Below are 23737 nucleotides of genomic sequence, written 5' to 3'. Positions count from 1 at the left end.
TGACGTGGTTTGAAGAGATTTTCGAAGAATATAAAAGGAGTCGGCTACAAACCAACTCCTTTACCTTTATTTTACATGTTTTGCAAGGTCTTCTTGCGCTTTTTTATTGGATTCTTCTTTTTCTTTCATCCATTTATCTTGAGCTTTTTGGTATTCATCTACAGTGACTGCCTTATCTTGAAGTTCCAAGTATTTGTATAGGAGTGGATCACTTGTCCCCTTGTTACCAGAGAAGGCAAACGGCATCGTAAATGGTACCATCTTAGACAAGATTGGGCGACCAGTAAGTGTTGTTGTTGGGATAATCAAGGCACTATCTGTCAACCAAGCTTGGGCTGTAGCATATTTATCATATCGTTTTACTACATCTGTTGTCTCATTTCCAGCTTCAGTTACTAATTTCTCATAGTCGTTTAGACCTACAGTTTTAGCTGCAGTATTATCTGTACCAGAATCGAAGCCAAGGTAGGTTTTAGTGTTTTCACCAACTGATGGTTTGATAATATCGAGATAAGTTGATGGATCCGCAAAGTCTGGAGACCAACCAACATTATCTGAAATATCCCAATCTTCCCCAGCTGCTGTTTCAGCAAAGTAGGTAATATTCAAGACTTCATCTTTTTGTAGTTGTTGAATATCAATTACGACATTATCTGTACCCAAGGTTTCTTCAACCGATTGTTTGAAAGATTGAACACGTTGAACTTTTGTAGTTGCTGTCTGGTCAACTGGCATATCCAAATGAATTGGGAAGGTCACGCCTTCTGCCTGTAAAGCTGACTTAGCCTTGGCAAATTCGGCCTTGGCTTTTTCTGGATTGTAGAGACCATCTTGTGCATCAGCCAGATTAACATCCTTCCATTCTTCCCCATAGGTTACTAATTTTTCTTTGACCATATCGCCAAAGTTTTTCCCATCTGCTTGAACAAATGTTGGTGGCACAAAGAGATTACGCAAGATTTTGCTTGCACCACTGGCACCGTTCACTTGTGAAGCATATGCTGTACGATCAAAACCAAAGGCAATAGCCTGACGGAAATCCTTGTTTAAGAGAGCCTTTTTAGTAGATGTCTTTTGTTCGTCGCTAGTCTTAGAAGTATATTTATAGGACTGACGATCAATATTTGTTCCCACTAGATACGTAGTCGAGTCTTGTTGAGTATAGACAATATTGTCTTTCATACTCTTCTCAAGCTCTGCGAAACTTGCACTTGTTGGATAGAGACGAGCTGCTGTAAAGCTTCCATCCTTAAAGTTTTCTGCTGGTTTGCTGGTATCTTGACCATCCCAGAATGACAATTTAATCTTGTCAACATGAACATTGTCCTTATCCCAGTAGTTAGGATTTTTCGCAAATTCAACGGAAGATTTAGCCACAAGAGATTTTAACAAATAAGGACCATTATACAAGATACTGCTTGGATCCGTAGCTTTGGCAAAATCATCCCCTTTTGAGTTCAAAAACTCTTCATTGACTGGCGCAAGTACACCCATAGTTGTTTTAGAATTCCAAAAAGTTTCAGGTTTGTTCAAGGTGTATTGGACTGTTTGATCGTCAAGGGCTTTAATCCCAACTTGAGCAAAGTCTGTAGTCTCACCTTTTGCATAGGCATCTAGACCTTTGATTGAATCTTGTACCAAGTAAAGGGCTTGTGATTTCTTATCTGTTGCATATTTAAGACCTGTCACAAAGTCCTGTGCCTTAACAGGAGCATACTCTTCACCTTCTGCAGTATACCACTTGGCATCCTGACGAATCTCATAAGTATAAGTCAAGCCATCCTTAGAAACTGACCAGTCTTCTGCCATAGAGGGAATAAGATTCCCATAGCGGTCATTTTCAAGTAATCCATCAATGACATTACTAGTAATGTTTGAAGTAGCTGCCTTACTGGTTGTTAAATAGTTGAGATTATCTGGATCTGTCTCGTATGTAAATGCAAAGGTCTGTTCACCTTTAGCGCCTGAGCCCCCTGAACAAGCAGCTAAAACACCCGCTGCTAATAAAGTCACTCCCGCAAGAGCCAATACTTTTCTTGTTTTCATAGTCTTCTCCTTTGTTTTTTTATTCATTATAGACCCTTTTTCAAGTCCTGTCAATACAATTTTCTGAATTTTTGAAAATTATTTTTTAAACAATAAGTTTGCAAAAATATGAATAATATCAAAAAATCCCTCAACTACATTACATAGTCAAGGAATTTTTAATACTTTTATAAATGAGAACTGGTGGTCAATTTTACTTATTTAATCTAACTCATTTCTCACACACTGCAAGGCTGCTCCAATTACTTGGTGCATATCGTAATAACGATAGTGTCCTAAACGACCACCAAAGATAACATTCCCTTGCTCATCGGCCAATTTTTTATACGATTTATACAAATGATTATTACGATCATTATTAACTGGATAATAAGGCTCATCACCTTTTTCCCATGTTTTGGAATGTTCTTTAGTAATGATAGTCTTTGCTTGACTCCCAAACTCAAAATGTTTGTGTTCAATAATGCGAGTATATGGGGTATCAGCATCCGTATAGTTGACAACTGCATTTCCCTGGTAATTCTCCATATCCAAGATCTCGCTTTCAAAACGAAGACTACGGTACTCTAGTTCACCTAACTTATAGTCGAAGAATTCATCAATCATACCAGTAAAGACAATCTTAGGAAAATCTTTCAGATATTGCTCTTTATTCGTAAAGAAATCAACATTTGTTTCTACATCAATGTTTTCATGATCCAACATCTTTTCAACTATTTGAGTGTAGCCACCAATTGGAATCCCTTGATAGGTATCATTAAAATAATTGTTATCATAGGTCAGGCGTACTGGCAAACGGCGAATGATAAAGGCTGGAAGTTCCGTAGTTGGTTTACCCCACTGTTTTTCAGTATAATCTTTAATTAATTTTTCGTAGATGTCTGTACCTACAAGAGAGATTGCCTGTTCTTCTAAACTTTCAGGAATTTTACCATTTAGAACTGCTCGTTGCTCCTCAATCTTAGCTTGTGCTTCTGCTGGCGTTATAACTCCCCAAAGTTTATTGAAGGTATTCATATTAAAAGGTAGGTTATAAATCTCTCCCTCATAATTTGCAACTGGAGAGTTTGGGTAACGGTTAAACTCTGCAAACTGATTTACATAGTCCCAAATCTCCTTATCAGAAGTATGGAAAATTATGAGCACCATACTGGTGAACTTGAATTCCTTCCTCTTCACGAGTATAGATATTACCCGCGATATGATTCCGTTTTTCAATGATTTTTACTTTTTTTCCTTTTAAGGCTGCTTCATGAGCAAATACTGCACCAAAAAGACCAGCACCAACCATAAGATAATCGTACATCTTATGCTCCTTTGGAGTTCATTGTATACTTCTTTTATCAGACTAGAAAATCATTCTATTGCTTATCTTACTTCTTGTTTGTAAAATTCTTTCAAGGCATCTTGCCAAGTTGGAATGACAAATCCAGTAGCTTTAGCTTTAGAAAGGCTCATTGTTGAGTTTAGCGGACGTTTAGCTTTTGCTGGAAATTGACTTGAATCGACTGGCTTGATTTCCACATCTGTATCTTTCAAAATTTCAACTGCAAAATCATACCAAGTTGTGTCTTCTGTCGCATCATTTGACAAATGATAATAACCAAATTCCTTGCGATTTTCAGCTAGGTATGTCATAAATTCAGCCAGGGTACGAGTCCAAGTCGGACGACCATGCTGGTCATTTACAACTGTTAAGACCTTATGAGTTTTCGCAAGATTTTGCATGGTAAAAACAAAGTTTTTACCATAATTTCCAAATACCCAGGCAGTACGGATAATATAGAAATTAGACACATACTTCTCAACTAACTCTTCTCCCATACGCTTAGTGCGGCCATATTCTGTCTGTGGATCTGGTCGGTCATCAACTTCCCACTCTTGTCCAACTGGTTTCTTACCGTCAAAGACATAGTCTGTGGAAATATAAACTAGAGTTGCACCATGCTTTTCAGATGCTTTGGCGACATTTTCTGTCCCCGTAACATTGATAGCATAGTCCAATTCTTTTCCTTCATCCTCTGCTGCATCAACAGCAGTATAGGCTGCACAGTGGTAGACTAAAGTTGGTTTCACCTCTTCAAAAACTTTCTCAACCATCTCTGCATTGGTAATGTCCATCTCAGCCACATCTACTGCTACGTACTCTTCATTACGCTCATCCAATAAATAACGAAGTTCAGTTCCTAATTGGCCATTTGCCCCTGTAATTAAAATCATCTCTATCCCTTTCTTATTTGCAACTCTTCCCAATATAGCAATAAAAAGCAGCGATTTCCTGCTTTTTATACTGTAATAATCTCCTGAGTCTTAGCATAATTGGCTTCAACAGCTTCTTTATCTGCTTTCCACCATTCTTGGTTATCTGTATACCACTTGATTGTTTCCTTGAGCCCAGCTTCAAAGTTGGTAAATTCAGGTTTCCACCCCAACTCATCACGGAGCTTGCTTGCATCAATCGCATAGCGAAGGTCATGTCCTGCACGGTCAGTAACATGATCATAGGTATCCTCAGCTTGTCCCATTTCCTTAAGGATAAGTTCCAACACTTCCTTGTTGTTTTTCTCGCCATCAGCCCCAATCAAGTAGGTTTCACCAATTTGCCCTTTTGTCAAGATTGTCCAAACACCTGAAGAATGGTCATTGGTATGAATCCAGTCACGAACATTCTTACCTTCACCGTAAAGTTTTGGCTTGATTCCACTTAGGATGTTAGTAATCTGACGTGGGATGAATTTTTCAATGTGTTGATAAGGACCGTAGTTATTTGAACAGTTAGAAATCGTTGCCTTGACACCAAATGATCGTACCCAGGCTTTGACAATCAAGTCTGAAGCAGCCTTAGTTGATGAGTACGGAGAGCTTGGGTTGTATTTTGTTTCAGTAGTAAATTTCTCACCTGGTCCTTCACCATGACCTGGCAAATCCTCACGTAGAGGGAGATCCCCATAAACTTCATCTGTCGATACATGGTGGAAGCGAATATCATACTTACGAGCAGCTTCCAAAAGAGTATAGGTTCCGATGAAGTTGGTATGGATAAATGGTGATGGATCATTCAGTGAATTGTCATTATGACTCTCAGCGGCATAGTGAACGATAGCATCTGCTTGAGCAGCCAACTTGTCTACCAAGTCCCCATCCGCAATGTCACCAACAACTAACTCAACACGATCGCCTAAAATTTCCTCAATATTGGCTCGGTTTCCAGCATAAGTCAATTTATCTAAGACTGTCACGTGAACATCTGGAAAATTCTTGTAAACATAGTGGACAAAGTTGGAACCGATAAAACCAGCTCCACCTGTCACGATAATATTTTTGTATTCAGTCATATTTTTTCCTTTTATAAATCTTCTTTTTTCAAAGGTTTTACATCCTTAAGTAGTGGATGATTTTTATCTGCTTCTGAAACCTCTGCTTCTGCAAGATTTTCCCATTCGATGCCAAGACTTGGATCAGCATAGTTTACAAAGGCATACTTGGGTTTAAGTTCAAGAGCCCAGTAATCATTGACCAGATAACTATAAGAAACTGTATCTGATAAAACTTGGAAGCCATTAGCCACGCCTCGAGGGACAAAGATTCCCTTGCTTGCATCAATTACTGTCTGATAGGTATTCCCAAAGGTTTCGCCCTCGCGTAGATCAACCCAAGAACCCAGAACTTTCCCTCCATCTGCTACAGAAATGTACTTATCCCAAGGTTCTGCGTGGAGGCCACGGAGAACATTTTTACGTGAGAAGGATACATTGTTTTGCAATTTTCCTTCTGCAAAGAAAGACTCTGGAAATCCAAGTGGGAGCATTTTTTCCTTTTGGAAATTTTCTTTAAACCAGCCACGATTATCACCATGAACAGGGATATCAAACTCCAACATACCTGGAATTGCATCAACCTTGCGTGCTGCAAGCGTCTTTCCGAAAAAATTATCTGTCATCTATGCTTCTCCAATCAAACGGAGCAGATACTGCCCGTATTCATTTTTCTTAAGTGGTTGGGCCAAGGCCAATACATCTTCGCGACTGATATAGCCCATGCGGTAAGCAATTTCTTCCAAGTTTGCAACTTGAACATTTTGCATACGTTGAACTGTCTCGATGTACTGTGACGCCTCTAGCAAACTTTCATGAGTGCCAGTATCCAACCAAGCAAAGCCACGTCCCATAACCTCAACCGATAAATCTCCACGATCTAGGTAAGCCTTGTTTACATCTGTGATTTCCAATTCACCACGCGGGCTTGGTCTAATACTTTTAGCAATTTCTACTACATCATTATCGTAGAAATAGAGACCTGTAACTGCATAATTTGAACGTGGATTCTCTGGCTTTTCTTCGATAGAAATAGCGTTCATATCCTGATCAAACTCAACCACACCAAAGCGTTCCGGATCCTTCACATGGTAGCCAAAAACAGTTGCTCCTGACTCCTTGCTTGCGGCCTTTTGTAGCATCTTCGAAAGGCCAGGACCGTGGTAAATATTGTCACCTAAGATTAGAGCAACGCTATCATTACCAATAAATTCTTCACCAATAATAAAGGCTTGCGCCAAACCATCTGGACTTGGTTGCTCTGCATAAGAAAGTTTAATCCCAAACTCAGATCCATCTTGAAGAAGCTCTTGGAATCGATGTAAATCCTGTGGAGTTGAAATAATCAAAATATCCCTAATCCCAGCCAACATCAATGTTGAAAGTGGGTAGTAAATCATCGGTTTATCATAAACCGGCATTAGTTGTTTTGATGCAGCTCGAGTCAAAGGATATAAACGTGTCCCCGAACCACCTGCTAGAATAATACCTTTCATAGTAGGGTACCTTTCTTTGTTGTTTTAGAGTCAATTGCTATTAATTGTGTACTACTCTAAAAGGAAAATAATCATCACATTTTTTCAAATTATTATCTAAAAAATACAGAAAAATTCTTCTTTATCTATAAAAATTCACTTACTTCATATTATATTTAGCATAAAATGAAATAAGCGAATTCTACTTTGTTTGCATACAATTAAAAATCATTTTCTAAGAATGTTTCAAATAACTGTGTAAGAGGCATAATTTCACCATTTCTTAGTTTTCAATACTAAAATACATAGTAACCTGAGAGTCATTAGAAATCCCTAACTTCCTAATCGTTAAAAAATGACAATGAGATACTTATTGATTGCAATTAATTAACAGAATACGAACTAGACAAGTGAGTGCGTCTCCTTAACAAACACTTCCAAGCGTTTACTTTCCTCATTCAGTCATCTTAATCTACGACTTACATCATCAGATAAGTTATACTCACCATTTAAAATAGATAAAATATGTTGTTTTTCTTCTTCAGTCTTCTCTTCAATAAGTACATCTTTAAAAATTACTGCCATTATTCTCACCTCACTGCAATTGTTAAAGTGTTGTTACTTTATTCTATCAAACATAAGGCGCAAAAACAAGCCAAAAACCCGATAGAATGGCTATCCCTCTACTCTCAAGTAAGCTATTTCTATCAAATCAGTTCAATTTTACTCCTTGTTCTACTAAGAACTAATTATTCCGTTTTAATTTATTAAAAATATGCAGTTCAGTTTTTCCGCCAAACTATTTTATCCACTATCCCTGTATAGCTCTGTATTATCTTAACAACTTTGGTAGAGACATTTTCCTCGACATAATCTGGAACCGGTAATCCAAAATCCTCATCTTCTGCCAAGCTAACAGCAGTTTCAACTGCTTGTAGAAGAGAATTTTCATCAATACCTGCCAAAATAAATCCTGCCTTATCTAAGGACTCAGGACGTTCTGTACTTGTACGAATACATACAGCAGGAAAAGGATAACCTTGACTAGTAAAGAAACTACTTTCTTCTGGTAAAGTTCCCGAATCAGATACTACAACAAACGCATTCATCTGTAAACAATTATAATCATGGAATCCTAGTGGCTCATGCTGAATCACACGTTTATCTAGTTCAAAACCGCTCTCTTTTAGCCTTTTCTTAGATCGAGGATGGCAAGAATACAAGATTGGCATATTATACTTTTCAGCTAATTTATTAATTGCCGTAAAGAGAGAGAGAAAATTTTTATCTGTATCAATATTTTCCTCACGGTGAGCTGAAAGTAGGATATAACCTCCTTTTTTCAATCCCAAACGTTCATGGATATCTGAAGACTCAATGGCAGATAAATTTTTATGTAACACTTCTGCCATAGGAGAACCAGTTACGTACGTGCGCTCTTTAGGTAAACCACACTCATGTAAATACTTACGAGCATGTTCAGAATATGCCAAGTTAACATCTGAAATAATATCAACAATCCGACGATTAGTCTCTTCCGGTAGACACTCATCCTTACAGCGATTGCCAGCCTCCATATGAAAAATTGGAATATGTAAACGTTTGGCAGCAATAGCTGATAAACAAGAATTTGTATCCCCTAAAATTAATAAAGCATCTGGTTTAATTTGATTCATCAATTTGTAGGAAGTATTGATAATATTCCCTACAGTAGCACCAAGATCATCTCCAACAGCATCCATGTATACATCTGGAGTGTCTAAACCTAAATCATCGAAGAAAATACCATTTAAATTATAATCATAGTTTTGTCCAGTATGTGCCAAAACAACATCAAAATACTTTCGACATTTAGTAATAACACTACTTAAACGTATAATCTCTGGACGTGTTCCCACAATAATCAATAACTTAAGTTTGCCATTATCTTTAAAACGAATATCACTATAATCTGTCTTAATTTTCATTTATTTCTCCACTTGTTCAAAAAAAGTATCTGGATGGCTAGGATCAAATGACTCATTAGCCCACATTACAGTAACTAAATTTTCTGTATCGGAAAGATTAATAATATTATGTGCATAGCCCGGTATCATATGTATTGCTTCAATCTTATCGCCCGACACTTCAAAGTTCAGAATAGGATATTCTTGTCCGTTTTCATCCAGCCCTATCCTACGCTCTTGTATTAAAGCACGACCAGAAACAACCATGAAAAATTCCCATTTAGTATGATGCCAATGTTGCCCTTTAGTAATGCCAGGTTTAGAAATATTGACAGAAAATTGACCCGCATTTTCTGTTTTTAATAATTCCGTAAAACTACCTCGTTCATCTATATTCATTTTTAGAGGAAACTTAAACTTATCTACTGGTAAATAAGATAGGTAGGTAGAATACAATTTCTTTTCAAAAGATCCTTGAGGAATTTCAGGCATAACTAAACTATCAGGCTGTTTTTTAAATGTTTCTAATAGAGAAGCAATCTCTCCTAAGGTTGCACGATGAGTCGTTGGTACATAGCAGTAATTTCCTGATAGACTAGGTAAGATTTGTAATCCATCTAGATTACAACGATGAGGATTTCCTTCCAATGCAGTTAGACACTCTTGTATCAAATCATCAATATACAGCAACTCCAATTCTACACTTGGATCATTTACTTGAATAGGCAAATCGTGAGCTAGATTATGACAGAAAGTTGCTACAGCAGAATTATAGTTAGGGCGACACCACTTCCCATAAAGATTTGGGAAACGGTAAACTAAGACAGGTGCTCCCGTTTTCTTTCCATATTCAAAGAAGAGTTCTTCCCCTGCTAGCTTAGATTGTCCATATACAGAGTTCGAAAATCGGCCTTCTAAACTAGCTTGAGTAGAACTCGAGAGTAGAACAGGACAAGTGTTTTCATACTTTTCTAAAATCTCTAATAGTCTACTTGAAAAACCGTAATTTCCCTCCATAAATTCATCAGGATTCTGTGGACGATTGACACCAGCTAAATGGAATACAAAATCAGCCTTCTTACAATATTCTTCTAATAAAATCGGATCTGTATCACGATCATACTGAAAAATCTCTCCAATCTCTAAATTAGGACGAGTTCTATCTCGTCCATCTTTCAAAGCTTCCAGAGTACAGATAAGATTTTTTCCTACAAATCCTTTCGCTCCTGTAATTAAAATATTTTTAATCATGCCCCCTCCTTGTTTTATATGCTATTTTAATAGTCAACTCTCTCGACAATACATGATACATTATATATCCTTGATAATTTTAATGTATCTTAAAAGATTTTACATATCTTCATCTGCTACCATATCACGAATTGCTGTCTGTATTTCATCTAATTCTAGCAACTTTCTTTTAACTTGCTCTACATCCATCAAATCAGTATTATTACTATTGAATTCTGTCAACAAATTTCTATTCGTACTACCATCTTTGAAATACTTATCATAGTTAAGATTACGATTATCACTAGGAACTCTATAAAAATCACCCAAATCAATTGCATTTGCACACTCTTCATTAGTTAGTAGTGTTTCATACATCTTTTCTCCGTGTCTAATACCTATAATCTTAATATCTTGTTTTGAGACAAAAATTTCTGATACAGCCTTAGCCAAAACTTCAATCGTACATGCTGGTGCTTTCTGAACTAGTATATCTCCAGATTTTCCTTCTTTAAATGCAAATAAAACTAAATCTACTGCTTCTTCCAATGTCATGACAAAACGTGTCATGCTAGGTTCAGTAATTGTAAGATCATTTCCTTGCTTAATCTGCTCAATCCAAAGAGGAACTACAGATCCACGGCTACACAAAACATTCCCATAACGAGTAACACATATCTTTGTATGCTCAGGATTTACCGTCCGTGACTTAGCAACAGCAATCTTTTCCATCATAGCCTTGGATGTTCCCATAGCATTAACAGGATACGCCGCCTTATCTGTAGAAAGACAAATAACTTGCTTTACACCCGCTTCGATAGCTGCAGTAAGGACATTCTCAGTTCCCAAAATGTTAGTTTTTACTGCTTCTACAGGGAAAAATTCACAAGAAGGTACCTGTTTCAGAGCAGCAGCATGAAAAACATAATCCACACCATGCATAGCATTTTTTACCGAAGCTAAGTCCCGCACATCTCCGAGGTAAAAGCGGATTTTCCCAGCCACTTCTGGTACTTTTACCTGAAACTCATGACGCATATCATCTTGTTTCTTTTCATCTCGCGAAAAGATACGAATCTCTGAGATATCTGTTTCTAAAAAACGCTTGAGAACCGCATTCCCAAATGAACCTGTCCCTCCTGTAATTAGAAGAGTTTTTCCTGTAAATTGTGACATATTATTTTCCACCTTTGGTCTTGTTTAAATCTTCTTTAATCTGTGTAGTAGAAATTTCTTCAGTACGAGGTAAATATACTACTTCTACGCCCTCATCTTTCAAAAAATCAAACTTACCTTCCCAATCATCACCAATAACAAAGATATCAGCATAATACTTCTTTACATCTTCTCGTTTTTGTTCCCATGAAATCTCAGGAATTACCAAATCTACATAACGAATAGATTCAAGCAAAATTTTACGCTGCTGATAATCGAAATATGAAATCTTATCTTTTTGAAGATTAAATTCATCAGTAGATAGAGCTACTATTAAATAATCTCCCAAATCTTTAGCACGCTTCAATAAATTGATATGACCGTAATGAAGTAAATCAAAAGTCCCGTAAGTAATCACTCTCTTCATTTTTTTTCCTTTCCATATATTCCTAAATCAATCAAATATGGTCTATGCCCAACACGTTCTTCTAAAGGTGGCAACTTCATGTACTCACCATAATGTGTAGTCAAGTATTGATGAAAATCACCAGGTAATAAAATTGTGATTTCCTCAAATTTATGTTCAATTAGGGGGTATAGTGTTGTTTTTAAAACATATTCTACATTTCTTACTGGAAAATCTAAACAAGCAAATGCCGATTGATTTGTTCCATTATATAATCTAGAAAATTGATCAATTTTTTTGAGTATTAAACTTTTAGGAATTAATTTTAAGCTATAATGAATGCATCTCCTTAGCATAGCTTTTAAACCTTGAATCAAATTCTCAGGAGCCTTAGAAACAGTAGGTAGCATCCTCATCACATATAACTTTTTATAAAACTGTACAGCTTTAAATTGTCTCTCATTTTCTATCTCATTGTCTGGAACCTCGTCAAATGGAAAAATATCTACATAAATACCACTTTGTGTTTTTAAATTTCTTTGGGCATACTCTAAGAACAAAGTCCCTTTTAACATTAGTTTACTGTAAGAATAGGGTGATCTTCTATCAGAGGAGGGTGATTGTAAATAAAACTCTTCTCCTAAATACTGTTCAGCTACTCTCAAAAAGTTATCATAATTCTCACGTGTCATACCAACATCAATATCGTCATCCCATGGTATAAATCCTCCATGACGTATTGCTCCAAGAGCACTTCCACCAATTAAAAAATACTCTATATTTTCTTTTTTACATATTCGAATAATTTCTTTTAATATTTTGAGTTCAAGCTTCTGAATCATATCTAATTCATCTGCGCTGTAATTAATCATTTAAATTTCCACTTTCTAAAGAAATAGCTATACCGTATTTCTTTATATTTTTATATTATAGACCACTCTTGTAGTGTTTGCAAAGTACAGACATAAAGAATATAAAATCAGTTAAATAAATTTGGCAAAAGTGCCTCATAAAAATAAAGGACATTTTCTCTTAGATACCACCAAAAACAAGTAGCACCTAAAACTCCGAAAATAATATAAAGCCCACTCTTTAATTTTATAAATGATTGTTGCATAAATGGTTGTAAAGCTGCAATAGCTATAAAATTTAAAACAACAGTAAAAATTAAATAGCGAGTAAATGCTGTACTAAACATAATTAGTGGTAAAAAAATTGTACTAAAAAAACTATGTTGATACACCAGATTGATAAAATTGGTCACTTCCTGAGGGACATTTGAAACTGTTTTTGCAATCTTTTTGAGATTAATACTAATTAGTAGGTTGAAAATATAGTAACTATCATACAATATAAAACCAAGACGAGTCGATTTCGCTGTATAATACATAACACGACTTTTAGTTGCCTCACTCCCTAGTAGTTCAAATATTTTAGTCAAGTAGCTAGAATTGTTACCTACCAATAGATTAATAATAATTAACACTGTAGATATAAATACCAATACCCATAGCATCTTACTGGTATTTTTTTGTCTATAAAAAATAACAAATGGTAAGAAATAAATAATAGATCCATGAAATAGAAACGCTATGAACATCAATCCTATGAATATGAATCGATGATTTTGTGAAAGATAATAATGCGCTATAAGTGCTACACTAGCTGCTAAAAAGAATCTTAGAACTTCTAAAGTATAAAAGAAATAAAAAAGAGATAACAATAAAATCAGAAGATTATAATTACAATGCAATTTTTTAGCAACAAAATAGAAACATGCTGAGGAGAAAAGGAAAATACATGCTAAAAAAACTTGAAAAGAGATGGAGTGATGTGAAAACCAATCTGCAAAAAAATTATACGCATGGTCTGAAAAATACAGACTACTTTTTCCTACAGCATATCTTGCACGATAATGAGTTAAATCTGAAAATCCTTCTCGGATATTTCCTGCATAGATAAAAAACAAAACTAACCAAGATAAAAATGCTAGAAAATTTATACGTATCCTATTGACTACGACTAATAGATTTGTTAAAAAACTTATATAAAATAAAGCTGAAATCATCTACTTTTTTTGAATCCTTTCTTTACAAAATCTAATGCTTGAAAAACAAATACATCTCGTGTCAACAAGCTCAAGCCAAAGTAAACTACTATCCCAAGAACGATTTGCTTAATAGTTGTTCCATAATTTGCTGGATGTCCTCTGAAGGGAACAATAATAATTATCCCCATTATCATAGAATAAATAAGATATTTAAATAATGACTTCAAAATAGGTAAAACAGGTATATCCTTTGACATTATATAGTATTGAACTATAACAGATGAAGTAAGTGATACTATAGTTGCTAAACAAACACCTACTACTCCAAACATTGGAGCAAGTAACAAATCTAATAGAATATTTAAAATTGCAGCTAAAGTATTAGAAAAGAATAAGACTTTTGTTTTATTAACTGCAACAAAATACTGACTACCTGAGACTCCTAGTAAAGCATTGCCAACAGCAATAGGAGCAAGCCATTTAAGAGCATCTATAGATGGCATAAAACTTTCGCCTAAAAACCACGGAACAAAAGTATCTGCAATAGCATAAAGACCAATCGACAATGGAACAGCTAAGAACAAAGAAAATTCAGCTGCAGTTATCAGATACTTTTTCATATTGTCTAACCGTCTATTACGAAATTCATTTGCTATTCGGGGCATCATAACAGAATTTAATACTACTATTAAAGAGAGTGGTATCTGTATAATCTTCTCTGCATTACTATAGTAAGAAACATTGCTGATTCCCGAACTTAAAGACCCTAGAACAATTTTATCAGCAGATAACATAATTTGCATGATGATACTTGGTAAAAATAGTTTGAGACTCCCTAAAATAATCTCCGTAAAACGATTAATATTTATCTTTGGTCTACTAATAAACATCCTTAGTTGACTATAAGCTGATAAATTGGCTACTAAAACAGAGAGACCATATATGAGCACATATAGAGCTAGATCTGTTTCGCTTTTTACAAATAAGAAGGTCGCTATCGTAAATAATAACTTAGCAATAATGTTTTTTAATACAACATACTGCATTTCCTCTAAGCCACGATAGAACCACGTACAATCAAGAATAGACCCAAAAAGCCAAATGGAAAAAAGTTGAAAATAAACTTGATAATTTGAATTTATGTTAGAAAAAATGTATAAGAAGAATAGTGAAAAAAATCCTAAAATAATCTGAATAGCCAAAATACTCCAAAATGTCTCTGATAGTTCCTCTTTATCATCTCTAGTATAGGCACATTCGCGATTTCCATAGTGACCGATACCTAGTAAACCTAAAGTATAAATCAAAGTAACGATTGAATTGGCATAATCGTAAATTCCCAACTGGTGTGCGCCCAATACTCTAGCAACATATGGAGTAATCAATAGTGGTAATATTAAAACTACCACTTGATAAATTAAGTTATATAGATAATTTTTAGAAATTTTACTCAAAACTCTTCTCTCTCATTATTTTTTTAAAAACACTAATATATCTGATATTAAATTGCGGAATGTAGGATAATAAGCATAATACTTCAATTGGAAATGAACTATTTGCATAAGAGTACCATCTTTTAAAATATCTCTACGTCTCTCAAGAACCATTGCCATATTTTCAAGTTGAGAAATTATTTTTATGTCTAAATATTCTTTACGAGCCACATCAAGTAAGAAAACTGCAATTTGATAACTAGTATCCACTTCAACAACTCGCCGTTCACGATTAAGAGATTGGTTAGGAGCAGAAGCACTTGTTTCGTGGCGACGAAAATGTATTAAGCGTTTTAAGTATAGATATAGAGTTCCTCTTATCATAGCTAGATTCCATAAAATATTATCATGGCCAAATCTATCTATATCATACTTTTCTAACAGAACTATTAACTCACGCTTAACTGCAAAAGTACATCCTGGTCTCATAACAGAAATACTCTTGTTTTTTAACGAAAACGGGACTACAGCACCATTATCTAACTCAACATCCCTAATCTTGACTTTATCATTTCTACCAAAATCGAGAATCTCATAGTTACTAGCCAATAGTTCTATTGACGGCGATTTATGAAACTCTTTTACCATCAGTGAAATTTTATCTTTATTCCAAATATCATCTTGATCACAAAGAAAAACTACATCTCCTGTTGTCTTTTGAAGCGCTTTTCTAAAGTTTTTTCTCCAACCTATATTAGATGAGTTTTTTATCAATACCCAATTATCGAGATGATACTTCTGAATATACATATTAAGTAAATCAACTGTATTATCTGTTGAACAATCATCAACAATAATAACTTCATCAGCCATTAAACTCTGAGTACGAAGCGATTCTAGCTGCTCTAGCAAATAATCTGCTCCATTATAGGTTGTCATTGCAATAGATATCCTCATTTTTCCTCCATAAATTTCAAATGCTCTTCAACCATTGTTTCGATAGTGTAGTTTCTAATAGTAGATAAAGCATTTTGAGATAATTGAACTCGTAATGAGTCATCTTGTAATACTTGGCTTAACTTTTGAAAAATAGCTTTCCAGTCATCAACCCTATCAATAACATATCCATTATAACCATTCGAAACAAGTTCAATTGCAGCAACACATGCAGATGTAGAAATAACAGGAAGTCCCTGCGACATTGCCTCGTTTACAACAAGTCCCCAAACATCCGACTTTGTTGGTAAAACAAATATATCAGATAGCTTGTAGTATTGTTTCAGTTCAGATGTCTGTAAAAAATCAATAAAATGAAAACGGCTATCTTGTCCAATAAGTTTAAGCAAATATTGTTTGTATTCACTATCAGGACTTGGGCCTACAATTAAACATTGTACATTGTCTGATAAATTCTGAACAGCCTTGATTAGAACATCCACACCTTTACCAGGGATGATTCTACCAACAAATAAAATTGTTTTTTTAGTTGGACTGAATCCCAGTTTCTTTCTTAAAAATTGTTTTTCTTCCTCATCGACAATTTGATATCGTATGTCTTTCTCTGATAAGGAAGTAAATGAATACCGATAAATATTTTCTTTATTCACATGATAATACGCTAAGAAATCATCACTGGACTGACTAGGACTAAAATAATAGCAGGGTTTCGTAAGAATAAATTTTTTAAACTGGTATTTTAAAAAGTTCTCGCTTTCTGGTATCTTACCGCCATCAATTTCTAATATAAACGGTATCTTAGAAAAAACACACTTTAAATAACCAAATAATTCTGTTCGATAAGAATAGTTAGTCAAAAAAATATAGTCATACTTTTCAGGAATTAAATACTGGAATATAGCTGAATTTAATTTCTTCTCATTGATATTACCTTCACTTAAAAAAATAGCGGTAAAATTTTTAAAAGTCTCTCGGTAATCAAATCTAATATCTTTAGCTCCTGTTGCTTCAAAAATAACAGTTAAATCCACAAATTTCCCAAGTTGATTATAGAAATCCACACGATAAGGCGATGGAATATTAGTTACAAATAATACTTTTTTCATGATTTATCTACAATTCTTTCATAAGTTTTTGTTAACTTATTAACCATATCAGACAGGTTATAACCCTTAGCAATAATTTTATCAACTGCTCCAGTATCCCGTCCTTTGGTCTCCAAAATCGTTTTACACCAATATTTAACTGTTTCATCCAGTGATAAAAAACGTATATTATCAGTTAAATTAATCTCACTGGGAACATTATCAGAAACCACTAATGGTAAACCGTTGACTTGCATCTCTACCATAGCTATACTAAAACCTTCAAAAAGAGATGGGAAAACACCTACATCAAACACATTAATCAGTTTATTCACATTAGAAGACTCACCTAAAAAACTAATTTTATCCAATATTCCTAAGTGATTTGCTTGCTTTTTAATAACCTCTTCCAATTCTCCCTTACCTATGAGAACAAGATGAGCATCTTCTCTTTCATTGATAACTTCCGCAAAAACTTTAAGAAGAAAATCATGATTTTTCTGATAATCAAATCGTCCTACATGACCAATAACAAACTTATTTTCTAAGTTTAATTCCTTACGTAAATCTTCAGATAATTGTGGACTATAGATGAACTTTTGAACATCAATAGCATTAGGAATAACTTCAAAAGAGTGATTCCCATATAACCACTCTCCTGCTTTTTCCGAACAAGCCCATAGATGAGTAGCATATTTCGGAATTTGCTTCTTGAGTTGCTCATTCAAAAACTTCTTTAATAAACTTTTGTTTGTATAGTTTGTATTATGGCAATGTGAAATACGAATAGGAATATCACACTCTTTTGCAATAGATAAAATTGTACTATTTCCTGCATCAGCATGCGCATGAACTACATCATAATTTCCATCCAACATAATTTGTTTAATTTGGCGATAATTTTTTAGAGGATTCTTTCCTCTAGCAGGAACTCTAAAGATTTTACCTCCAAGATTTAAAATATCTTCATCGCGTACACCTTTGGACAATGTATGGACTAAAAAATCAATTTGAATGTTTTCAGAATGCATTTTTTCATAAACATTCATCATAAAGGTAGATACACCGCCTCTATCCATAGTCCCGCCGTTAACGTATAAAATCTTTATCATATCAACTCCAGTTCCACTAGTATAAATTGAGTATATTTTCTACAAAATACTCTTTTGACAAATTAAAATTAGGATTCCTTTTACATTGACTCACTTCTTTTAGGGATCCTAGTATAGAAGTAACAGTTCTATCACTACACACTATACCGTACATATGTGTACTTTCTATACTCCCCCCAGTTGGGTAGCTCACAACTGGTGTCCCACAGGCAATAGCTTCTAAATTAGTTGTCGGATAATTATCCTGTGTTGTCGGGTTGATAAATACATCTGCCAACGTGTACCAAACAGAAAGTTCTTCCACACTATCTGTTGTGGTCAGACCAATAATCTCTTTAGGAAGTTTATTCAATTGTTCTTTTGATAATCCTATCAAAACTAATTGTTGATAAGATTTTAGCTGTGTAGATAATTCTAATAGATCATCCAAGCCTTTACGCTGATCCCAGATAGAAGCCACACCAAGCAGTACCTGTTTGCCTTCTAAGCTAAATTTTTTTCTCAATTCCTGAGCCTCAAATAGCCTTGGTTTAAATATAGTAGTATCAATACCGTTATGAATAACTGTTACGGGATATTCTTTCAAAAATGAATTTCTTACCAAATTTGCCAACCACTCTGATGGTGTAATAAGTGTCAAGTTTGGAACACCTGTAAACAAATTTTTTTTACGTTTAAAATTTCTAGATGAAAAATCAATTAATGACTTTGGATAATCGTTTTTTTGACTCGAATGATGGCACTGTCCAATTTTTTCACATTCTAAAGTATCAAAGTAAGCACCATGTCCAGTAAAAGCCCAACAATCATGTAAAGTCCATAAAATTTTCTTTCCGCAAGTTTTCAAATAGGAAAATAATTCTCCTACATGAATATAGTATCCATGTAAATTATGCAGATGAATAATATCAGGATCATATTCTTTCATCCAAGTGATAAATTTTCTAGTTGCCGCTTTACTTCCAAAACCAGCATTATCAAAAATTCGAGCTTGTAAGACATGTCTATTTACATCCACTCTAGAGCCTATTTTAACTGCGTAATCTCGATACTGTGTCGGCACATGCTCACGTCCATATGCAATCTTAACTTCATGCCCCTGCTTTGTTAAAGCGGTTGCGATATCCGTACAAATTCTTCCTGTACTCCTAATACCACAAACAGTATTAATCATCAAAATTTTCATGAGGAAAATTCCTCTCTCAAATACTTTTCCAACTGTGTCATAAACTGCTCTTTAGAAAAGTGCTTTTCATAGTAAGAACGAGCTTGCTTTCCTAACTCCTTTTGTTCCTCTATAGATAACATACTGAACTCACAAATATTTTGTGCTAATTGTTCCACATCTTGTTCAGAACTAACATAGCCACAATTTGCTTCCTCTACGATGGTTTTAGTATCTCCTGAAATTGCACCTATAATTGGTTTTCCTGCTGCCATATAAGATTGTACCTTTCCAGGTATAGTACGAGAAACTATCGAGTCTCCTATTAAAGAAACTAACATAGCATCTGATTTTTTATAGAAGGTTGGCATTTCTTCCAAAGAACGTCTTCCATAAAAGGAAACATTCTTCAACTCCAATTCATGAGCTAAGGCTTTCATGCTTAGCAATTCCGTACCATCTCCAACAAAATGAAAATGAATTTTCTTGGGTAAATCGGTATTCTTTTCTATCAAACTGGCAGCTTTCAAAATAGTTTCCAAATTTTGTGCTTTACCAATATTACCAGCAAAAGTTAGGTCAACACTTTCTTTATTAACTCTCGATTCATCAGGTATAAAAAGATCTTCTGCATATTGTGGCAAATAAGTAATCTTTTGTTCTGTTATGTCAAATTGGTTCACAAAATGATTCTTAAATGATGGACTAGTAACAAATATATAATCACTAGCTCGGTAAACTTTTTTTGAGATAAATTTAAACAGTTTGAAAACCAAGCTATCTTGTTTTACTCCTCCTACAGTTAAACTATCTGGCCAAACATCCATACAATATAGAAACAAAGGCTTCTTATACTTATTTTTATAAGCCATACCAGCCCATGCCATCATAACTGGAGATGTTTGATTTACAAAAACACAATCAAATTCTGATCCATCTTTTGCTTTATACTGTCCGAGTAGAACTCCTATCGATGAACTAATAGCAAAACTAAAATAATTTAATATCCTATGTAAAGTATTTTTTCCTCTTGGAATTGTATAGGAACGAAAAACAGTAACTCCTTCTATAGTCTCTCGTCTATTTTGCCTATTCCTATAATCTGCATATATTTTACCTTCAGGATAATTAGGAATTCCTGTTAAAACAGTAACTTCATGACCTCTCTCAACAAGATCCTCACAAATATCTGATAATCTGAAAGGTTCTGGTCTATAATGTTGACTAACAAATAAAATTTTCATTTCACTATCTTAACTCTCTCGTTTACTCCCCTCTACAATTCCTTTTCGTTTCAATACATAAGGTATTGTTCTTACTATGCATTTTATGTCCATTATTAATGACCTATTCTTCACATAGTAACCATCCAATTTTGCTTTCATATCTGTAGATAGATTGTCTCTACCATTGATTTGCGCCCATCCAGTTAATCCTGGTAAAACATCATTTGCACCGTATTTTTCTCTTGCCTCTATTACATCACGTTCACTTACCACTACTGGCCGAGGACCCACAATACTCATATCACCAACAAGAATATTACATAATTGAGGTAATTCATCTAGAGATGTTTTCCTTAAGAAAGCTCCCACTCTAGTGATCCACTGCTCTGGATTTTGTAAATCTCGAGTTGCCACATATTTTGGTGATTCCACTTTCATAGTCCGAAATTTAAAAACATAAAAAGTTTTCTTGTGAATTCCAAAACGTTTTTGTTTAAATATTACCGGTCCTTCTGAATCCAACTTAATCGCAATTGCAATTAGGATAAAAACTGGACAAAATAACGTTATCGCTATTAAAGATATAGATATATCTCCTAATCGTTTTAATATACTGTACATAAATTATCTCTCACTATAAATACAAAGTTCATCTTATTTCCATTTATCAAATTAAATTTTTCAGCCTATGAAAGCACAAAAACTCAATATATATTTGAACACTCAATAATTTTCAAAAATATAATTCTTTTATCCTCTATGTCAAATAAAACTTTTCTCCATCTAAAGAAAATTTATTTGTTTCAGTAATATATGAATTATCAATAATATATTAGAAGGTTCAATTCAATTGTTCTTACAAACAGATCGAATATTTAATTTGAAGAAATATCGGTCTCTGAAATTGCAATCAGTATATAAGCTAGTAAACTAACAGGTACATTCTATAAGATTACCATAGTTATATTGTAGAACCCCCGTCCTTCTATATGGACTCCCTAACCTCATTTTATCTTTTACCATAATTACCATAACCACCGTAAGAGCCATATTTTTCACGTTGAATATCAAATTTATTGAGAACGACACCTAAAAATGGTTTTCCTGTTTGTTCTAACTGGCTTTTCGCTTTTTGTACTTCTCTTCGTTTTGCAACTCCTGCCTCTACAACTAAAATAGATGCATCGCATTTTTGTACAACAATAGCTGCATCGATTACAACTCCAATTGGCGCTGTATCAACAATAATATAGTCAAAATATTTACGTAAGGTTTCAATCATAATTCCAAAGTTGTCACTTTGAAGAAGAGCTGTTGGATTAGGAGAAGCCACTCCTGACTCGATGACAAACAAATTGTCAACATTTGTCTCACAAAGCCCATTTGACAAATCCTGAGTTCCAGCTAAATAGTCTGTCAAACCTGTAATTCTTTCTCTTGACTTAAATACTCCAGACATAACTGAATTCCGGATATCTGCATCAATCAAAAGAGTCTTATAGCCTGCACGCGCAAAAGCCCAAGCAATATTAGTAGAAGTTGTAGATTTCCCTTCACTAGGATCAACTGAGGTGACTGCAATAACTTTTAAGTTATTGCCGCTCAATTGTACATTTGTTCGTAAAGCATTATAATACTCTTCTGCTTTTTTTACAGTGTTAAGTTTCTGTTGTGATAATTCTAACTTTGCCATCTCTTCTCCCTTACTTTACTTTATCCAGATTTGGAATGACTCCAAGGAGTGAAATCTCCATAACATCTTCTATATCTTCTGGACGTTTTACACGATCATCAAATAGTTCAATCAATAGCACTACTACAATCACTAGCCCTGCTCCAAGACCTGCTCCAATCACAGTATTACGACGAATATTTGGTGATGATGGACCAATTGCTGGACGCGCCTCCTCAAGGGTTGTTACATCTGAAACACGAGTAATACTGATAATTTTTTGAGCAGCTACTTCTCTCAAAGAGTTAGCAATACGGCTTGCCTCTTCAGGAACTCGATCATTAACTGAAATAGACACAATACGGGTATCAACTGGTACTGTCACTTTAATTTTATTAGCCAAGCCTTTTGGCGTCAAATCTAGTTTCAAATCAGACACAACTTTCTCCAAAACATCCTGCGATAGGATAATTTCACGATAGTCTTTAACCAAGTATGATCCTGCCTGTAGGTCTTGATTGGTCAAACCAGATTTCTCTTCCTGATTCCGGCTAACTACATAAATCCGAGTCGTACTAGTAAATTCAGGTTTGATAACAAAAGTACTATAAGCAAAAGCAACTGAAGAAGTTATAATTGCCACCAATAAAATGACTAACTTTCTTTTCCATAAAGCTCTGAATAGTTGCAATACATCGATTTCCAAAGTGTTTTTATCCTTCATATTTTCTCCTAAATTAATTGATCCATTATAATTTTTCTGGGATTTTCTACAAAAAGTTCTTTCGCCTTTTTCGCTCCATATTTCTTAGCAATGATATCGTATGCCTGTTCCATATATGGAGGTCTATCATCTAAATTGTGCATGTCACTTGCGATTACATGAACTAAATCACGTTCCAAAAAATACCTCGCTCGTTTTTTCATAAATTTATATCTTTCTCCAAAGAACTTAGGTTTTAGAACATGATAGCTATTTATCTGAGTATAGCACCCCATATCAATCAGTTCACGAACACGTTTTTCATTATCCTCTAATGCATCGTAACGTTCAATATGAGCAATTACTGGCGTGATTCCCAACATCAAAATATTGCTCAATCCCGTATGAATCTCACGATAGGGAGTATGCATGCTAAACTCAATCAAAGCATAGCGGCTATCATTAAGGGTAGGAATTTCTTTTTTTTCTAGCTTTTCTAGAATATCCAGAGTATAGTATATCTCTGCGCCATAAGCAATGACTAAATCATCTGCTACTTCTTTTGCAATTTCACGAACCTTAATAAAATTTGTTGCAATCTTTTCTTCGGGAGCCTCAAACATTCCTTTTCGACGATGCGAAGTAGACACAATCATTCGAACTCCTTGATTATAAGCTTCCTTTAACAGTGCTTTACTTTCTTCTATTGACTTTGGTCCATCATCTACATCAAAAACGATATGCGAATGGATGTCTATCATT

22 protein-coding genes and 1 pseudogene are annotated in these 23737 nt (G+C 34.6%); all 23 read right to left on the bottom strand.

All coding sequences use genetic code 11. The features are described 5' to 3' along the window. Positions 1 to 66: 66 nt before the first annotated feature. Positions 67 to 2046 carry a peptide ABC transporter substrate-binding protein gene (locus tag HT731_RS05400; protein ID WP_173278012.1) on the bottom strand — a complete coding sequence of 660 codons (1980 nt, stop codon included), beginning with the start codon at positions 2044 to 2046 and terminating at the stop codon, positions 67 to 69. A gap of 201 nt (positions 2047 to 2247) precedes the next feature. Further along, a pseudogene (gene glf, locus HT731_RS05395) lies at positions 2248 to 3352 on the bottom strand (UDP-galactopyranose mutase). 62 nt (positions 3353 to 3414) lie between these two features. After that, the gene (rfbD, locus tag HT731_RS05390) at positions 3415 to 4266 is read right to left on the bottom strand and encodes a dTDP-4-dehydrorhamnose reductase (protein WP_000600906.1); all 852 of its coding nucleotides are present in this window, start codon (positions 4264 to 4266) and stop codon (positions 3415 to 3417) included. A gap of 65 nt (positions 4267 to 4331) precedes the next feature. Beyond that, positions 4332 to 5381, bottom strand: a complete 1050-nt coding sequence (gene rfbB / locus HT731_RS05385) for a dTDP-glucose 4,6-dehydratase (protein WP_173278009.1) — start codon at positions 5379 to 5381, stop codon at positions 4332 to 4334. An 11-nt stretch (positions 5382 to 5392) separates the two neighbouring features. Then, positions 5393 to 5986, bottom strand: a complete 594-nt coding sequence (locus HT731_RS05380; RefSeq protein WP_075227276.1) for a dTDP-4-dehydrorhamnose 3,5-epimerase family protein — start codon at positions 5984 to 5986, stop codon at positions 5393 to 5395. After that, positions 5987 to 6856 carry a glucose-1-phosphate thymidylyltransferase RfbA gene (rfbA, locus tag HT731_RS05375; RefSeq protein WP_173278007.1) on the bottom strand — a complete coding sequence of 290 codons (870 nt, stop codon included), beginning with the start codon at positions 6854 to 6856 and terminating at the stop codon, positions 5987 to 5989. A gap of 441 nt (positions 6857 to 7297) precedes the next feature. Further along, positions 7298 to 7420: a hypothetical protein gene (locus HT731_RS09510; RefSeq protein ID WP_260471342.1), complete on the bottom strand. Its 123-nt coding sequence runs from the start codon at positions 7418 to 7420 to the stop codon at positions 7298 to 7300. A gap of 197 nt (positions 7421 to 7617) precedes the next feature. Beyond that, positions 7618 to 8802, bottom strand: a complete 1185-nt coding sequence (cps4L, locus tag HT731_RS05370; RefSeq protein ID WP_000695336.1) for a capsular polysaccharide biosynthesis protein Cps4L — start codon at positions 8800 to 8802, stop codon at positions 7618 to 7620. Further along, a complete protein-coding gene (cps4K, locus tag HT731_RS05365; protein WP_000594470.1) occupies positions 8803 to 10032 on the bottom strand; it encodes a capsular polysaccharide biosynthesis protein Cps4K in 1230 nt (409 codons plus the stop codon). A 99-nt stretch (positions 10033 to 10131) separates the two neighbouring features. Continuing rightward, complete coding sequence (gene cps4J, locus HT731_RS05360; protein WP_000077423.1) at positions 10132 to 11187, bottom strand: capsular polysaccharide biosynthesis protein Cps4J; 1056 nt, start codon at positions 11185 to 11187, stop codon at positions 10132 to 10134. A gap of 1 nt (position 11188) precedes the next feature. Further along, a complete protein-coding gene (gene tagD / locus HT731_RS05355; protein WP_000832255.1) occupies positions 11189 to 11593 on the bottom strand; it encodes a glycerol-3-phosphate cytidylyltransferase in 405 nt (134 codons plus the stop codon). Beyond that, on the bottom strand, positions 11590 to 12444 hold the full coding sequence (locus HT731_RS05350; RefSeq protein ID WP_173278006.1) for a LicD family protein: 855 nt from the start codon (positions 12442 to 12444) through the stop codon (positions 11590 to 11592). The genes tagD and HT731_RS05350 overlap by 4 nt, the downstream gene beginning before the upstream one ends. Positions 12445 to 12551: 107 nt before the next feature. Further along, a complete protein-coding gene (locus HT731_RS05345) occupies positions 12552 to 13640 on the bottom strand; it encodes an EpsG family protein (protein ID WP_173278004.1) in 1089 nt (362 codons plus the stop codon). After that, on the bottom strand, positions 13637 to 15076 hold the full coding sequence (locus tag HT731_RS05340; protein WP_173278002.1) for a flippase: 1440 nt from the start codon (positions 15074 to 15076) through the stop codon (positions 13637 to 13639). The genes HT731_RS05345 and HT731_RS05340 overlap by 4 nt, the downstream gene beginning before the upstream one ends. 15 nt (positions 15077 to 15091) lie before the next feature. Next, positions 15092 to 16012 (bottom strand): glycosyltransferase family 2 protein, encoded by a 921-nt coding sequence (locus HT731_RS05335; RefSeq protein ID WP_140834290.1) that lies wholly within the window; start codon positions 16010 to 16012, stop codon positions 15092 to 15094. Beyond that, positions 16009 to 17118, bottom strand: coding sequence for a glycosyltransferase family 4 protein (locus HT731_RS05330; protein WP_173278000.1), 1110 nt, complete (start codon positions 17116 to 17118; stop codon positions 16009 to 16011). The genes HT731_RS05335 and HT731_RS05330 overlap by 4 nt, the downstream gene beginning before the upstream one ends. Next, positions 17115 to 18209, bottom strand: a complete 1095-nt coding sequence (locus HT731_RS05325; RefSeq protein WP_173277998.1) for a glycosyltransferase family 1 protein — start codon at positions 18207 to 18209, stop codon at positions 17115 to 17117. Before HT731_RS05325 ends, HT731_RS05330 begins: the two co-directional genes overlap by 4 nt. A 16-nt stretch (positions 18210 to 18225) precedes the next feature. Continuing rightward, positions 18226 to 19395: a glycosyltransferase gene (locus HT731_RS05320; RefSeq protein ID WP_173277996.1), complete on the bottom strand. Its 1170-nt coding sequence runs from the start codon at positions 19393 to 19395 to the stop codon at positions 18226 to 18228. Beyond that, positions 19392 to 20618 carry a glycosyltransferase family 4 protein gene (locus HT731_RS05315; protein WP_173277994.1) on the bottom strand — a complete coding sequence of 409 codons (1227 nt, stop codon included), beginning with the start codon at positions 20616 to 20618 and terminating at the stop codon, positions 19392 to 19394. Before HT731_RS05315 ends, HT731_RS05320 begins: the two co-directional genes overlap by 4 nt. A gap of 9 nt (positions 20619 to 20627) precedes the next feature. Beyond that, entirely contained in the window at positions 20628 to 21221 is a 594-nt protein-coding gene (locus tag HT731_RS05310; RefSeq protein ID WP_140834302.1) for a sugar transferase, read from the bottom strand. Positions 21222 to 21609: 388 nt separating this feature from the next. After that, on the bottom strand, positions 21610 to 22293 hold the full coding sequence (locus HT731_RS05305) for a tyrosine-protein kinase (RefSeq protein WP_173277992.1): 684 nt from the start codon (positions 22291 to 22293) through the stop codon (positions 21610 to 21612). Positions 22294 to 22303: 10 nt separating this feature from the next. Then, positions 22304 to 22996 carry a capsular polysaccharide biosynthesis protein gene (locus tag HT731_RS05300; protein WP_173277990.1) on the bottom strand — a complete coding sequence of 231 codons (693 nt, stop codon included), beginning with the start codon at positions 22994 to 22996 and terminating at the stop codon, positions 22304 to 22306. Positions 22997 to 23004: 8 nt separating this feature from the next. Then, positions 23005 to 23736: a capsular polysaccharide biosynthesis protein Cps4B gene (gene cps4B / locus HT731_RS05295; RefSeq protein ID WP_000565326.1), complete on the bottom strand. Its 732-nt coding sequence runs from the start codon at positions 23734 to 23736 to the stop codon at positions 23005 to 23007. Position 23737 lies beyond the last annotated feature (1 nt).

It is taken from the genome of Streptococcus sp. k-163, from assembly GCF_013277555.1.
GTDB lineage: Bacteria > Bacillota > Bacilli > Lactobacillales > Streptococcaceae > Streptococcus.
Note: the sequence above shows the minus strand (reverse complement) of the source record. Positions and strands in the feature narration are given on the sequence as shown.